This window comes from Nocardioides sp. Z24_21 (assembly GCF_058134345.1).
On the sequence record NZ_JBYTTH010000002.1, the window covers coordinates 112,859 to 126,211 of the forward strand.

General features: G+C 71.5%; 14 protein-coding genes. 7 read left to right on the forward strand and 7 right to left on the reverse strand.

All coding sequences use genetic code 11. From position 1 onward, the window contains the following. Positions 1–7: 7 nt before the first annotated feature. Positions 8–679 (forward strand): hypothetical protein, encoded by a 672-nt coding sequence (locus tag AC3X7Z_RS06945; protein WP_489975449.1) that lies wholly within the window; start codon positions 8–10, stop codon positions 677–679. Positions 680–941: 262 nt separating this feature from the next. On the opposite strand, the gene AC3X7Z_RS06950 is transcribed toward AC3X7Z_RS06945, so the two are convergent. The 3 genes from AC3X7Z_RS06950 to AC3X7Z_RS06960 form a co-directional block, all read right to left on the reverse strand. Continuing rightward, the gene (locus AC3X7Z_RS06950) at positions 942–1,676 is read right to left on the reverse strand and encodes a VIT1/CCC1 transporter family protein (protein WP_489975450.1); all 735 of its coding nucleotides are present in this window, start codon (positions 1,674–1,676) and stop codon (positions 942–944) included. A 65-nt stretch (positions 1,677–1,741) separates the two neighbouring features. Next, on the reverse strand, positions 1,742–2,299 hold the full coding sequence (gene thpR / locus AC3X7Z_RS06955) for an RNA 2',3'-cyclic phosphodiesterase (protein ID WP_186339825.1): 558 nt from the start codon (positions 2,297–2,299) through the stop codon (positions 1,742–1,744). Beyond that, positions 2,299–3,444 (reverse strand): acyl-CoA dehydrogenase family protein, encoded by a 1,146-nt coding sequence (locus AC3X7Z_RS06960; RefSeq protein WP_186339826.1) that lies wholly within the window; start codon positions 3,442–3,444, stop codon positions 2,299–2,301. Before AC3X7Z_RS06960 ends, thpR begins: the two co-directional genes overlap by 1 nt. 115 nt (positions 3,445–3,559) lie before the next feature. Between AC3X7Z_RS06960 and AC3X7Z_RS06965 the strand changes: the two genes are divergently transcribed. Together AC3X7Z_RS06965 and AC3X7Z_RS06970 are read left to right on the forward strand one after the other, a co-directional pair. Beyond that, positions 3,560–5,329 carry a sensor histidine kinase gene (locus tag AC3X7Z_RS06965; protein ID WP_186339827.1) on the forward strand — a complete coding sequence of 590 codons (1,770 nt, stop codon included), beginning with the start codon at positions 3,560–3,562 and terminating at the stop codon, positions 5,327–5,329. A 106-nt stretch (positions 5,330–5,435) separates the two neighbouring features. Further along, on the forward strand, positions 5,436–7,238 hold the full coding sequence (locus AC3X7Z_RS06970; protein WP_489975451.1) for a sensor histidine kinase: 1,803 nt from the start codon (positions 5,436–5,438) through the stop codon (positions 7,236–7,238). 6 nt (positions 7,239–7,244) lie between these two features. Here the strand turns inward: AC3X7Z_RS06970 and AC3X7Z_RS06975 are convergent, their stop codons facing one another. Then, the gene (locus AC3X7Z_RS06975; RefSeq protein WP_489975452.1) at positions 7,245–7,922 is read right to left on the reverse strand and encodes an NAD-dependent deacylase; all 678 of its coding nucleotides are present in this window, start codon (positions 7,920–7,922) and stop codon (positions 7,245–7,247) included. Between the two features lie 82 nt (positions 7,923–8,004). Between AC3X7Z_RS06975 and AC3X7Z_RS06980 the strand changes: the two genes are divergently transcribed. The 3 genes from AC3X7Z_RS06980 to AC3X7Z_RS06990 are packed head-to-tail and all read left to right on the forward strand — an operon-like array spanning position 8,005 to position 11,029. Continuing rightward, positions 8,005–8,808: an N-formylglutamate amidohydrolase gene (locus tag AC3X7Z_RS06980; RefSeq protein WP_489975453.1), complete on the forward strand. Its 804-nt coding sequence runs from the start codon at positions 8,005–8,007 to the stop codon at positions 8,806–8,808. Beyond that, positions 8,805–9,992 carry a peptidase MATCAP family protein gene (locus AC3X7Z_RS06985; RefSeq protein WP_489975454.1) on the forward strand — a complete coding sequence of 396 codons (1,188 nt, stop codon included), beginning with the start codon at positions 8,805–8,807 and terminating at the stop codon, positions 9,990–9,992. Before AC3X7Z_RS06980 ends, AC3X7Z_RS06985 begins: the two co-directional genes overlap by 4 nt. Continuing rightward, positions 9,989–11,029, forward strand: a complete 1,041-nt coding sequence (locus AC3X7Z_RS06990; RefSeq protein WP_186339832.1) for a glutathione synthetase — start codon at positions 9,989–9,991, stop codon at positions 11,027–11,029. Before AC3X7Z_RS06985 ends, AC3X7Z_RS06990 begins: the two co-directional genes overlap by 4 nt. Positions 11,030–11,201: 172 nt before the next feature. Here AC3X7Z_RS06990 and AC3X7Z_RS06995 read toward each other — a convergent pair whose 3' ends face one another. Together AC3X7Z_RS06995 and AC3X7Z_RS07000 are read right to left on the reverse strand one after the other, a co-directional pair. After that, a complete protein-coding gene (locus AC3X7Z_RS06995; protein ID WP_489975455.1) occupies positions 11,202–11,537 on the reverse strand; it encodes a type II toxin-antitoxin system RelE/ParE family toxin in 336 nt (111 codons plus the stop codon). Continuing rightward, positions 11,534–11,779 (reverse strand): addiction module protein, encoded by a 246-nt coding sequence (locus tag AC3X7Z_RS07000; RefSeq protein WP_489975456.1) that lies wholly within the window; start codon positions 11,777–11,779, stop codon positions 11,534–11,536. Before AC3X7Z_RS07000 ends, AC3X7Z_RS06995 begins: the two co-directional genes overlap by 4 nt. Before the next feature lie 202 nt (positions 11,780–11,981). On the opposite strand from AC3X7Z_RS07000, the gene AC3X7Z_RS07005 reads away from it, so the two are divergent. Continuing rightward, the gene (locus AC3X7Z_RS07005; RefSeq protein WP_489976003.1) at positions 11,982–12,449 is read left to right on the forward strand and encodes a tyrosine-type recombinase/integrase; all 468 of its coding nucleotides are present in this window, start codon (positions 11,982–11,984) and stop codon (positions 12,447–12,449) included. Positions 12,450–12,466: 17 nt separating this feature from the next. On the opposite strand, the gene AC3X7Z_RS07010 is transcribed toward AC3X7Z_RS07005, so the two are convergent. After that, positions 12,467–13,156 carry a hypothetical protein gene (locus AC3X7Z_RS07010; RefSeq protein ID WP_489975457.1) on the reverse strand — a complete coding sequence of 230 codons (690 nt, stop codon included), beginning with the start codon at positions 13,154–13,156 and terminating at the stop codon, positions 12,467–12,469. Positions 13,157–13,353 lie beyond the last annotated feature (197 nt).

Sequence of the window (13,353 nt, forward strand, 5' to 3'; positions counted from 1 at the left end):
CCGCCGCGTGGAGATCTCGGACTGGTTGCGGGTCGGCCTGCTCGTCGTCCTGGTCGTCGTGCTCGCACTGCGCGCACGGTCGTGGCTGCGTCACTACCGTCGCGGCGGAGCGGGCGACCGCGAGCTCGTCGAGAAGGCGCACGCCACGCAGGAGAGCGTGGTCCGGCTCGCCGCCGACCGCGGCTGGACCGTACGCCGCGGCCCGGCCGCCGCGGGTGCCTTCCCCGCCGACCTGCGCGCCCACGCGATCGACGTGGGCGAGTGCGACCTCGACGTGACGGGCGAGGGCTTCCGGTCACGGTCGTGGACGGCGTACACCTCCCGGCGCGGCTCGGGCATGAAGTACGCCATCCGGGTGCACGTCACGCAGGTCGAGGCGCCCGGGGTCGAGGCCGACCTGGTCGTGCGCGACCTGCCCGTGGTGTGGACCCCCCTGCTGTTCCCCGACCGGTTCCACGGACGGGCGAGCGACGCCGGCCCGCAGCCGGTGCTGGCGGCGGGTGACGTCGCGGCGACGCGGGAGCGGTTGGCCCCGCTCATGCAGCGCATCGTCGACAGCGGGGTGTGGGTGGTGGTCTCCGGTGGCGTCGTGACGGTCATGGCGCACTGGGAGCCGGACGCCGACGAGCTCGAGCGATGGCTCGGGCTCGCGCGCGACGTGGCGTCCGCGCTGTCCTGACGGCGGACCCCCGGGGCCCCGTCGTCGTACGCCATCGACCCGCAGCTCGTGCTGCGCCTGGCGCGCCGCCGTGACGGTTCATCAAGGTATGCAGACCAACCCGCACTTCCCTGCGTGAACTCGCCGTGGGAAGTGACGGTTCGCCGACATACCTTGATGAACCAGCGGCGCGGGGCAGACCGGACCGGCGTACGTCACCCTGGCCGCGCAGCGCCCACGATGACGACCGCGACGCCCGACCTCGCTCCGCTGGAGGGGCGGCTCAGCCGACCTGCACGCCGGCCAGCGTGCCGATCAGGTAGGTCACGCCCATCGCGAGCAGCCCACCGCCGACGTTGCGCACCACGGCAGGGCCTCGCGGGCTGTAGCCGAGCCGCGCGCTGACGAAGCCGGTGAGCGCGAGCGCCGCGGCGACGCTGAGCACCGTGACGAGGATCCGCTGCCCGGCGGGGACGTACGCCACGATCAGCAGCGGCAGCAGCGCGCCCGCGGTGAAGGCGAGGATCGAGGCCCAGGCGGCGTGCCAGGGGTTGGTCAGGTTGTCGGGGTCGATGCCGAACTCGATCTCGGCGTGCGCGCGCAGGGCGTCGTGCTCGGTGAGCTCGCGGGCGACCTGCTCCGCGGTCTCGGGCGACAGGCCCTTGTCGACGTACTTCTGGGCGAGCTCGCGCTCCTCGGTCTGCGGCATCTGCTGCAGCTCGTTCGCCTCCAGGTCGAGCAGCGCCCGCTCGGAGTCGCGCTGCGTGCTGACCGAGACGTACTCGCCGGCGCCCATGCTGAGCGCGCCGGCGGTCAGGGCGGCGATGCCGGCGATCACGATGGCGCCGCTGTCGTCGGTCGCGCCCGCCACGCCCATCACGACGCCGGCGGTCGACACGATGCCGTCGTTGGCGCCGAGCACCGCGGCCCGCAGCCAGTTGAGGCGCTCGCCGACGGCGCCGCCCATCTCGGCATGGAAGTGCTTCGGGTCGTCGTCGGTGCCGGTCTCCGGGATCACCCATCGATCGTCGCTCGGCGCCCGGCCGGATGCAACGAAGGGGAGCCTTGGCTGCGAGCCCGGCGTCAGCCGAGGGGGAAGGTCGCGACGACCTCGTGGCGCGGGCCTCGGCGTGGGCCCTCGCCGAGGTGGGAGGCCACCAGCGCGACCTCGGTGACCTGCCAGCGCGGGCCCGCGTAGGTGTCGAGGACCCGGACCCACGAGGTGACGTTGGCCGGCCTGCCGAGCCGGGCGAGGGTGAGGTGCGGGCGGAACCGCTGGCCGTCGACCCGGCCGCCCGCACGGGACACCGCGGCCCGGCAGGCCGCCGCGAGCCGGTCGAGCCCGGCGTCGTCGTCGACCTCGAGGCCGGCGTGCAGCACGCGTGCGGCGTCGGGGTGAGGGAAGGCGCCGCCGCCGGCGACGAGCATCTCGAAGGACGCCCGCCGCCCGGCGGCCGCGGCCAGCAGCTCCTCGAGCTGGTCGAGCGAGCGCTCGGGCAACGATGCCGCGAACGCCAGGGTCACGTGCCACTGCTCGGGCGCGGACCAGCGGAGCTCCGCCGCCTCCCGACGCACGGCCAGGAAGTCGTCGAGGTGCTCGACGACCCCCGCCGGCGGCAGGACGGCGACGAAGGCCCGCATCACAGGCCCAGGTCGCGCCCGATCAGCATCTTCATGATCTCGTTCGAGCCGGCCCAGATCTTCGTCACGCGCGCGTCGCGCCAGGCGCGGGCGACGCGGTACTCGTTCATGTAGCCGTAGCCGCCGTGCACCTGCACGCAGTGGTCGAGCACGTCGTTCTGCACCTGCGAGGTCCACCACTTCGCCTTGGCGGCGTCGACGGGGGTCAGCTCCTTCTTGGTGTGCGCGAGCACGCACTGGTCGACGAACGCCTGGGTGACGTCGACGCGGGTGACCAGGTCGGCCAGCAGGAACTGGGTGTTCTGGAAGGCGCCGATCGGCTGGCCGAACGCCTGACGGTCCTTGGCGTACTGGATCGTCTCCTCGAGGATCTGCCGGGCGTGGGCCAGGTTGGTGACGGCCGAGCCGAGGCGCTCCTGCGGCAGGAACTGCATCATCGAGATGAAGCCGGTGTCGAGCGGGCCGACGAGGTCGTCGTTGCTGACCCGCACGTCCTCGAACGACAGCTCGGCGGTGTCGGACTCGTCCTGGCCGACCTTGTCGAGCACCCGGCCGACGCTGAAGCCGTCGAGCGTGGTGTCGACGGCGAAGAGCGAGATGCCCTTGGCCTTCTTCTCCGGGCTGGTGCGCGCCGCGACCAGCACGAGGTCGGCGGAGCCACCGTTGGTGATGAAGGTCTTGGACCCGTTGATGATCCAGTCGTCGCCGTCGCGCACGGCCGTCGTCTTGAGGTTGGCCAGGTCGGAGCCGCCGCCTGGCTCGGTCATCCCGATGGCCGTGACCAGCTCGCCGGTCGCGCAGCGCGGCAGCCAGCGGGCCTTCTGCTCGTCGTTCGTCAGGTGCACGAGGTAGGGCACGGTGATGTCGGCGTGGATGCCCACGCAGCTCGGAAGGGTCATGTTGACCTTGGCGAGCTCCTCGGTGAGCACCGCGTTGAAGCGGTAGTCGCCGGCCTCGGCGCCGCCGAAGGCCTCCGGGATCTCGAGGCCGAGGAAGCCCTGCTTGCCCGCCGCGAGCCAGAAGTCGCGGTCCAGGCCGTGGTTGCCGGCATAGCTGTCGAGGTGCGGGACGACCTCGCGGTCCAGGAACTGCTTGACGGAGGCGCGGAAGGCCTCGTGGTCCTCGTCGTAGATCTCACGCTTCATGCCGCTATGTTACCCGCGGGTCACCATCTCGACGATCCTGCCCAAGAGCCGCACCGAACCCGCCGATCGAGGGTAACGTCGCGCCATCTGGCTCGTCTCGGTGGCAGGAGCATTGGTGGGCGACGACGCGGGGTGGGTGCGCCCACGGGGGAAGGCGTGGGGCAACGAGGCCCAGCGCGCGGTCCTGCACGCCGTCGCGGAGGACCTGGCGCGCCGCACCCAGCACAAGGTCGTGGCCATCGAGGCGCTGCGCACGGACGGCTTCTTGGAGTTCGTGGCGATCGCCGGCGACGACGCGGCTCGCGACAAGATGATCGGCCAGGCCTCGCCGCTCGCACTCGACCACATCCACGCGCTCGGGGAGGACCTCGCGGGCTGGCGCCACATCGCGGGCGAGCGCCTCGACGACGACACCCGCGCGTGGCTCGACGAGTACGGCCACAAGCCCGCGACGGCCCCGTCCGGCCTGCCCGACGGGTGGGACCCCGACGACCAGATGCTGCGCCTGCTGGAGAACGAGGACGGCGACCTGCGCGCGATCGTCTACCTCGACGAGCCGCACTCGGGGCTGCGTCCGACGGCCAAGACGGCGGAGGCGATCAACCTCGAGGTCGGCGCGATGTTCGACGCGGTCATCAGCATCGTGGAGCGCGAGCTCTACGGCGAGCAGCTCCGCATGGTCACCCAGGCGCGCCGGGCGATCGAGAGCGTACGCCCCGGCCTGGGCGCGCAGGAGCTCGTCGGTGAGCTGTCCCGGGCGATGACCGAGGCGATGGACATGGCCGAGGTCGCCGTGGTCGCGACGGGCACCGTGGTCGAGGGACTCCAGGCCGCACGCGCCGAGCTCGCCGAGCTGATGCGCCACCAGTGGCGCCGGCGTGGGCACGTCGTGGTCGAGACGCAGCGCACCTGGAGCATGCACGAGGAGTCGATCGAGACACCGGACGCCCTGGTGCGCCTGCTCGACGCCCGCGGCATGGGGTCCGGGCTGCTCGTGCCGATCGGGGCGGGGGAGGAGTACCTCGCCACGCTGGTGATGGGACGCGCACCCGACGCGCCGCGCTGGAACGCCTCCGAGATCAACGCCGCCACCACGGTCGCCGGCGACGTGGCACGGCTGATGCTCGAGGCACGGCTGATGGAGCGCGAGCGGGCGCTCAACGCCCAGCTGCGCGAGGTCAACGACTACCGGCGCGACATGGTGCTGACCCTCGCCCACGAGCTCCGCAACCCGGTGAGCGTGCTGTTCACCCACCTCGAGCTGCTCGACCAGGACCCCACGCCCGACGACGTCCGCGACTCCCTCGGGGCGCTCGGCCGCTCGGCCCGGCGCATCGAGGACATGGTCGCCGACCTGATGACCCTGGCCTCGGTGAGCGACCCCGACAACGGGCCGGCGGCGCTGGAGGTCGACCTGTCGGCGCTGGTCCGCGAGACCTGCGGCGACCTGGCGTCGACCGCGGCCGCGGCCGGAGTGGAGGTGGATTCCTCGGTGGCCGACGGTCTGACGCTGATCGGCGAGGCCGCCGGCCTGCAGCGGATGGTGGCCAACCTGGTGGGCAACGCGGTCAAGTACACCCCGGCCGGCGGGCGGGTCGCCCTTGTGGCGTCGGCGCACGCCGCCGGCGGCGTGGACGGCGTACGGATGACCTGCGCCGACACCGGCATCGGCATCGCTGCCGACGAGCTCGACAAGGTGTTCCAGCCGTTCTTCCGATCCAGCAGCGCCGAGGCACGGCGGCGTCCGGGCACGGGGCTGGGCCTGGCCATCATCGAGCGCGTCGTGACCACCCACGGGGGCACCCTCGAGGTCACCTCGACGCTGGGGGAGGGCACCACGTTCGCCGCGTGGATCCCGGCCGGAGGGCCGCGCCCGCCCGCCTGACGGCGACGCCCGACGGTGAAGACCGGGCCCGGTGGGTGGATACCGACCGGCGCGACGGGGCCGGCCCCCTACGATCGCCGGTGGGGATGGGGAGGGCGACGACGCCATGGAGCAGGCGCGGACCGAGGAGCGCAGGACGCGCGACCTCAGCTGGGGTGACGCGCGCGCCCGGGCGTTGATGCACGACCTGGCCCGCGACGCGGCGAGGCGCGCCGGATTCGACGTCTGCGCCATCGAGGTCGTGCGGCCCCAGGGTCTGCTCGAGTTCGTCGCGATCGTCGGCGACGAGCCCAACGCGGAGGAGCGGCTCGGCACCGCGTCCAGCCTCGTCGACATGCAGCTCGTCTTCGCACAGGGCGTGCGCCTGGGCCACCTCGTGTGGATCTCGGCCGACAGCCTGTCCGAGGAGGTCCGCGAGAGCATCGACGGCGTGGTCGTGGTGCCCGAGATCCCGGTGACCGACTGCCCCGACACGTGGCACCCCCTCGACATGCTCGTCGCGGAGATCACCGACGAGCGCGGCGACCTGCGGGCGCTGCTCTACCTCGACGTCCCGACCGACCTGCGCCGACCCGGCGTCGCGCGCCTCCTCGAGCTGGGCGACGACCTGGAGGTGGTGCTGCGCTCGATCCTCGCCGTGGTGGAGCGCGAGGAGTACGCCGACCACATGAGGGTCATCCGTGCCACCCGGCGCCTGGCCCGGTCCAACACGGCGCGCCACGACGTCAACCACCTCCTGCGCGAGGCCCGCTCGACGCTGCTCGGTGCGCTGTCGGTCGACGAGCTCGAGATCCGCGTGTTCTTCCGCGACGACCGCGAGGGCCCCGACGTGCTGGGCCTCGACACGGTCCCCGAGGTGAGGAGCGCGCTCGACGCCGCCGCCGCCCGCGCCTGGGCGGCACAGCGGGTGACCATCATCGAGCCCGGCCAGGTCTGGGGCGACGCCGCTCTCGCGGCCCACACCGGCTGGTTCACCGACGCCTTGGGCCTGGCCCGGCTGGAGGCGGTGGTCGTGGCGCCCGTGGGTGTCGACGACGAGCTGCTGGGCATGCTCATGTGCGCACGGCGCACCGGCTCACGACGCTGGACCGACAGCGAGGGCCACGCGGCGCTGGAGCTCGGCCACGACCTCGGTCGCGCCATCGCCAACGCCCGCGCGACCCAGCGCGAACGCCGGCTGCTCGAGGAGCTGCGCGGCGTCGAGGGGGCCCGGCACCGGTTCCTGCGCGAGCTGACCCACGAGATCAACAACCCGATGACCGTCATCGCCGCCAACGCGGAGTTCCTGCTCGAGAGCGAGGACGCCGACGCGCAGGACCGCAGGCGCGCGCAGGCCATCCTGCGCGGCAGCGAGCGACTCGGCCAGCTGCTCGAGGGCCTGGCGATGCTGACCCGGGTCAGCGACCCGCAGCACCGCCCGGCGATGCAGCACGTCGACCTCGTCCCCGTGGTGGAGGAGACGGTCGCGGCGATGACCGCCGTGGCCGAGCGGTCGGGCGTCACCCTCCAGCTCGTCGGGGACCTGAGCGAGGCCGTCGTGCTGGGCGACCCGCGCGAGATCGCGAGCGCGGTGTCCAACCTCGTCGACAACGCGGTGAAGTACTCCGACCCCGGCGACGAGGTGTGGCTCGGCATCGAGCGCCGCGCCGACGGCGGGCTCTCCTTCTCCTGCAGGGACGAGGGCATCGGGATCTCCGAGGCCGACCAGGCCGACCTGTTCTCGCCACTGTTCCGCTCGACCAACGAGGAGGCGCTGATGCGCCCGGGCACCGGCCTCGGCCTCGGCATCGTGCGCGAGATCATGCAACGGCACGGCGGGCGCATCGAGATCGAGTCGGTGCTCGGTCGCGGCACCCGCGTACGCCTGCACTTCCGGCCCCTCGCGCACCACGGGGTCGCGGGGCCCTGACGCGGCTCAGCCCAGCAGCTCGTCGACCCACGCGGGGACGAGCCGGGTGGCCGGGCCCTGCCGGGAGGCGTCGAAGTCGGACGCGCCGGCGCTCGGCTCGAGGTTGAGCTCGAGGGTCTCGCCGGCGGCCCAGTGGACGAACGCCGCGGCCGGGTAGACGACGCCCGACGTGCCGATCGAGACGAAGAGGTCGCACTGCTCGAGGGCCTCCTCGACCACGTCCATGCCGTAGGGCACCTCGCCGAACCAGACGATGTCGGGACGCAGGTCGCTCGCGCCGCACCCGGGGCACGGCGGCTCGTCAGCCAGGGTGCCGTGCCACTCGTGCCGCTCGTCGCAGCCGGTGCACCACGCCGCCTGCAGCCGGCCGTGGATGTGGTGGACCCGTCGCGAGCCGGCGCGCTCGTGGAGGTCGTCGACGTTCTGGGTGACGAGGAGCAGGTCGTCACCGAGGGCGTCCTCGAGGCGGGCGAGCGCGTGGTGTGCGGCGTTGGGCTCGACCCGGGCGAGGGCCGCCCGCCGCGCGTCGTAGAAGCGCTGCACGAGGCCGGGGTCGTCGGCGTAGGCCTCCGGCGTCGCCACCTGCATCGGGTCGTGGCCCTCCCACAGCCCACCCGCGTCACGGAAGGTGGTCAGGCCGCTCTCGGCCGAGATGCCCGCCCCGGTCAGCACGACGATCCTCATGGCCCCAGTCCTACCAGCCGGTCACCCGTAGGGGTACGAGCCGGGTGGAGGTGAGGTGCGGACTCCGGTAGAACACTCCGCCATGGCTGACGTCGGAGGGACCCCGGGCGCCGTCGCGTTCGTCGGCGAGTGGGACGGCCCGGTCGTGGCGACCGCCGTGCACGCCGGACACGACCTGCGCCCCGAGATCGCCGAGGCGATGGTGCTCGACGAGGCGGAGCGCTTCCGCGAGGAGGACCCGTTCACCGACCGGCTCGCCGCCGTGGTGCCCGACCGGGTGGTGACGCGGCGCTCGCGCTTCGAGGCCGACCTCAACCGGCCGCGCCGCGAGGCCATCTACCGCAAGCCCGACGACTGCTGGGGGCTCGAGGTGTGGCGCGACGGCGTGCTGTCCGAGGAGCTCTACGAGGGCAGCCTGGCCACCTACGACGCCTTCTACGACGCCCTGGCCCCGCGGCTCGACGCGCTCGCCGAGCGCGGACCGTTCGTGCTGCTCGACGTGCACTCCTACAACCACCGCCGCGACGGCGCCGACCGGCCGGCCGCCCCCGCCGAGGACAACCCGGAGGTCAACCTCGGCACCGGCAGCCTCGACCACGAGCTGTTCGGCCCGTTGGTCGAGCGGTTCATGGCCGACCTGCGCGACGCGTCGGTGGGCTGCGGGCCGCTCGACGCCCGCGAGAACGTCGTCTTCGAGGGCCGCGGCCTCGCGTGGTGGGTGCACGACCGCTACCCGCGGGTGGGCTGCGTGCTGGCCATCGAGTTCAAGAAGACCTTCATGGACGAGTGGTCCGGCGAGCTGGACGCCGAGCGGTTCCGCCGCGCCCAGGAAGGCCTCGCCGCAGCCGTGCCGGGCCTCCACGACGAGCTCGAGCGCCTGCGGTGAGCGACGGCGACCCGGCCCGACCGGGTGCCGGGCTCAGCGCCGCCGACCTGGCCGTCGACCACCGACTCTCCCTGCTCGCCCAGAGCTTCCGCTTCCTGCTCGACGTCACGCCGGTCGACGCCGAAGACCTGCGTGAGGACTTCCTGGCCGGTCGGCAGCCCGACCCGCCGTTCACCTACCGCGAGCTCGACACCGACCCCGCCGTCGTACGCGCCGAGCTCGACGACATCGACCCCGGTGCGGTCGACGACGCCGTCCTGGGCCAGCTGCTGCGGGCCAAGCAGCGCGAGATGGAGCTCCAGCTCGACATGCTGGAGGCGCGCGACACCGAGGACTTCCTCCCGCTGAGCGTCGAGCTGTACGGCGGCGTGTCGCCGGCGCTGCGCGCCCAGGCCGAGGCGCTGCTCGCCGGCATCACCCGCACCGAGCCCAGCGGCACGGCCCTCGACGCCGAGGAGTTCCTCGCGCTCGCGGACGCCGAGATCGCGCGCTACCGCGACGAGGACCCCGACCTCGACATGCACGCCGAGATCCGCTCGGACGTCAACGGCGTGATGGTCTCGGGTGACGTGCTCCTCATCGGACCCGAGACCCGGGTGCAGCGCGCCCGCGCGCAGGCGCTGCTGCACCACGAGGTCGGCACCCACCTGGTGACGCAGGCCAACGGCAGCCACCAGCCGATCAAGGTGCTCGGCGTCGGGCTGGCGGGCTACGACGAGACGCAGGAGGGACTCGCCGTGCTCGCCGAGATCGCCTGCGGCGGCCTGACGGCGTTCCGGCTGCGCCAGCTCGCCGGCCGCGTCGTGACGGTGCACCGGATGATCGGCGGCGCGACGTTCGCCGAGGCCCACGAGGCGCTCGTCGCCGACGACTTCCCCAGCGCCAGCGCTTGGACCACGGTCATGCGGGTCTACCGCTCCGGCGGCATGACCAAGGACGCGATCTACCTGCGGGGCCTCGTCGAGCTGCTCGACCACCTCGGCTCCGGCGGCTCGCTCGACCAGCTCTGGCTCGGGAAGTTCTCCCTGCGCGACCTGCCCCTGGTCGGGGACCTCGAGTCCCGCGGGCTGCTGCACCCGCCCCGGGTGCTGCCGCGCTACCTGCGCGACCCGGCCGCGCACGACCACCTGGCCCGCGCGGTCGGCACCGACGATCTCAGCACACTCCTGGAGGGACCCGCATGAAGATCGGATTCGTCGTCAACGACATCGAGACGGAGAAGGCCGAGTACACCACCAACCGCCTCGCCATGGCCGCCAAGGAGATGGGGCACGAGGCCTGGTACATGGGCATCGGCGACTTCGCCTACGAGCCCGACGGGTCGTTGAGCACCAAGGCCCGCGCGGGTCACGCCAAGACCTACCGCTCGCTCGACCGGCACCTCGCCGACGTGCAGAAGCCCGACGTCGAGCAGCTCATCGGCCTCGACGAGTTCGACGTGGTGATGCTGCGCAACGACCCGGCCGACGACGCCGAGACCGACCCGTGGCGCAACAACGCGGGCGTCGCCTTCGGCCAGCTCATCGCCTCCAGCGGGGTGCTCGTGGTCAACGACCCCACCAGCCTCGCCAACGCGCTGTCCAAGGCCTACTTCCAGCACTTCCCCGAGATCGTGCGACCGCGCACGCTCATCTCGCGCGACGAGGACATGATCGAGGACTTCATCACCGACCTCGGCGGCAAGGCGGTGCTCAAGCCTCTGCAGGGCTCGGGTGGCGCGGGTGTGTTCCTCGTCGACCGCAAGGAGGCGCCCAACCTCAAGCAGATCATCGAGGCCATCTCCCGCGACGGCTACGTCGTGGCCCAGGAGTACCTCCCCGAGGCGGCCAAGGGCGACGTGCGGATGTTCGTGATGAACGGCCGGCCGCTGGTCGTCGACGGCGAGTACGCGGCGTTCCGGCGCACCCCCTCCACCAAGGACATCCGCTCCAACATGTCCGCCGGCGGCAAGGCCGAGAAGGTCAAGGTCACCGACGACATGCTCGCGATGGTCGAGGTGGTGCGGCCCAAGCTCGTCGCCGACGGGATGTTCCTCGTCGGCCTCGACATCGTGGGCGACAAGCTGATGGAGATCAACGTCTTCAGCCCCGGCGGCCTCGGCAGCGCCCACGCGCTCTACGAGGTCAACTTCGCCCCCGCGATCATCGCCGAGCTGGAGCGCAAGGTGGACATCCGCCGGCACTACCCGGAGATCGACAACCACACCCTCGCGACCAGCTGAGGCCCGCCCCGGCGACGGGAGGGACGCTCAGTAGTACCAGGGGAAGCGCGGCACGCTCAGCGGTTGTCGGTGGTCAGTGACGGCACTATGCGGCTGACCTGCGGAAACGTGATTGGGGGCGTTGGTCGCCGACGGCCTACGACGACTCTCCTGCCACGCTTTTGCCACGCTGTCAGTCTTCTTCCGAGTCGTCATCGGCGCTGAGCGCGGCCTCCCAGTTCTGGCCGCCGTGGAACACGCCGACGACGTTGACCACGATCTCGCCAGACGACTCGTCAACCTCGTAGGCCACGAGCGTCCGCTTCTGGCAGGTGGTCGTCCGCATACCCGGCCGTACGTCGTCGCGCGGTCGACCGGCGAGCGGGAACACGAGAATGGCGTCGATGTGTTCGAGGATCGCCGAGACGAAGCGCCGAGCAATCTCAGAGGTCGCGTTCTTGGCGATCCAGTCGTCGATCTCGTTGAGTTGCCGTTCGGCTTCCGGAGTGAGGTTGATGCGGCCCGTCATGAACGGGCGGCCCACTTGGCTTCGAAGCGGGCGCGCACATCTTCAGCCGGGATGGCTCGCGACGGATCCGCCTTGAGAGCGTCGTACGCCGCGGCGGCTTCGTTGCGAAGCCACGACTCCGCTGCCGCGTCGAACGCCTCATCGGGGTCGACCGACTCGAGGAGTCGGATTGCGAGGCGTCTGCGCGCATCACTCGGCAGGGACATCCCCGCCTCGTAGGCCTCCGACTCGCTCATGGACATGGGTCGAGTCTACGCCCGCCCAGGGACCCGTCGGAGAACGAAAACTCCTGCGAAGACGCACGAATCGCGGTACCCCACGCCTAATCTGGCGCCATGTCCAAGCGCGAGCACATGTCCGTCGCTGAGGCGGTCGCTGCTCTGCGGTCCGCAGGCGACACTCGGCAGATCTGCCTGGGCGCCGAAGGATTCTGGCTTGAAGAGGATGGCTATCGGCCGAGTCTTGACCCCAGCGTCGGGGACTTTGCGGCGGCCGCCCAAGTACGAGTCGGAGCGGGCGATCTACCTGCCCGACGAGGTCGTCACGATCCTCTCCGAACATGTCCGGGTGCACACGCCCGACGGCGAAACGTCGCGGTGGCGGGTCGACGAGGGCGGCAAGCCCTGGCACGACAACCTCGTTGACTATCGAGGGCGATCGACCCGCAGCGACGCTGGCCTCGCCCACAAGCTGCACGACCTGCGGCACTACTTCGCCAGCGGCCTCATCGCGGCCGGGTGCGAGGTCGTCACGGTACAGCGGGCGATGGGACACGCGTCGGCGACGACCACCCTGAGCACCTACGCGCATCTGTGGCCGACCGCAGAGGACAAGTCCCGCGCAGCCGGGGGCGAGATGGCGGCGACGGTGCTGGCCACCGAAGCATCTCGGGCAGGTTGGACAGCCGACTGATGCTGGTCCAGACTTGCTCAGCCTCGCGATTTCCGCGCCTGTGCACGAGCCTGGAGCGCTGCAACCATCGCCTCCGGCGACGCGATGCTGATTCGCTCGTCGATGAGGCTGAGGAGGCGGACTGGCCGCCCGGCAGCCGACGCCGCTTCGATCTTGTGGTGACCGTCGAGCAGGAAGTGGGTGAGTACCCAGTGCTCGTAGTAGTCATCACCCTCATTCATCGCTGGCTGGATTACGTCGAGGAGCGAATAGGCCACCGCCGTAGGCACGGTCTGTCCGAGGCTGCCGCCGTACTCGGCGACGCGTTGGCTCGCGTTCCACGCGGGCGGAACCATGGGCACGACGAACTCGTAGAGGTGCCCCTGCTCTCCCACCGGTGTCTCAAAGGTTCGGTAGTAGGGCGTGACAGGGTTCTCGGGCGCGCCAACAGCGGGGTCCACGCCCCAGGTAGCGACTTGCTCGTGGCTGAAGTAGTCGGAGGCGTTCCCGGGGGACACCAGTTGCGGCGTCACGTCGAGCAGCAGCGACGTGTAGTGAGACTTGGGCAGCGCCCGACCGTAGGCCCGGAGAATCTCGTCATCGATGGCCGTCAGTCCCGTGTTGAGCCTTTCGTTTGCAACGCCCAGGTCAGCAGACTCCGGTTCGCTCAACCTCTGAAAGATGGCGGGACACGTTCCGCACCATAGGCCGAGCTCGAAGACTGGCACGCCCCGAAGGGTCAGCCGCCGTGGAGGAAACGCCGTCCCCGGCGCAGGCTTGGGAGTCGGCACAGCAACCAGAGATCGCTTGTCACGGACTCCCAGCTCGATCCCTCGCCGCGCTTCGACAATCACAGCCCGACGGTACGCGGTGCGGGCCGTCAGTTCAGCGGGAGATATCGCCTCGACTACGCGGGGCTAAGCGA

Coding starts and splice junctions, on each gene's coding strand:
- AC3X7Z_RS06990 (WP_186339832.1), top strand. CDS start 9,989: ATGAAGATCGGATTCGTCGTCAACGACATCGAGACGGAGAAGGCCGAG.
- AC3X7Z_RS07000 (WP_489975456.1), bottom strand. CDS start 11,779: ATGTCCATGAGCGAGTCGGAGGCCTACGAGGCGGGGATGTCCCTGCCG.
- AC3X7Z_RS07005 (WP_489976003.1), top strand. CDS start 11,982: ATGGCTATCGGCCGAGTCTTGACCCCAGCGTCGGGGACTTTGCGGCGG.
- AC3X7Z_RS06960 (WP_186339826.1), bottom strand. CDS start 3,444: ATGAAGCGTGAGATCTACGACGAGGACCACGAGGCCTTCCGCGCCTCC.
- AC3X7Z_RS06980 (WP_489975453.1), top strand. CDS start 8,005: ATGGCTGACGTCGGAGGGACCCCGGGCGCCGTCGCGTTCGTCGGCGAG.
- AC3X7Z_RS06975 (WP_489975452.1), bottom strand. CDS start 7,922: ATGAGGATCGTCGTGCTGACCGGGGCGGGCATCTCGGCCGAGAGCGGC.
- AC3X7Z_RS06995 (WP_489975455.1), bottom strand. CDS start 11,537: ATGACGGGCCGCATCAACCTCACTCCGGAAGCCGAACGGCAACTCAAC.
- thpR (WP_186339825.1), bottom strand. CDS start 2,299: ATGCGGGCCTTCGTCGCCGTCCTGCCGCCGGCGGGGGTCGTCGAGCAC.
- AC3X7Z_RS06970 (WP_489975451.1), top strand. CDS start 5,436: ATGGAGCAGGCGCGGACCGAGGAGCGCAGGACGCGCGACCTCAGCTGG.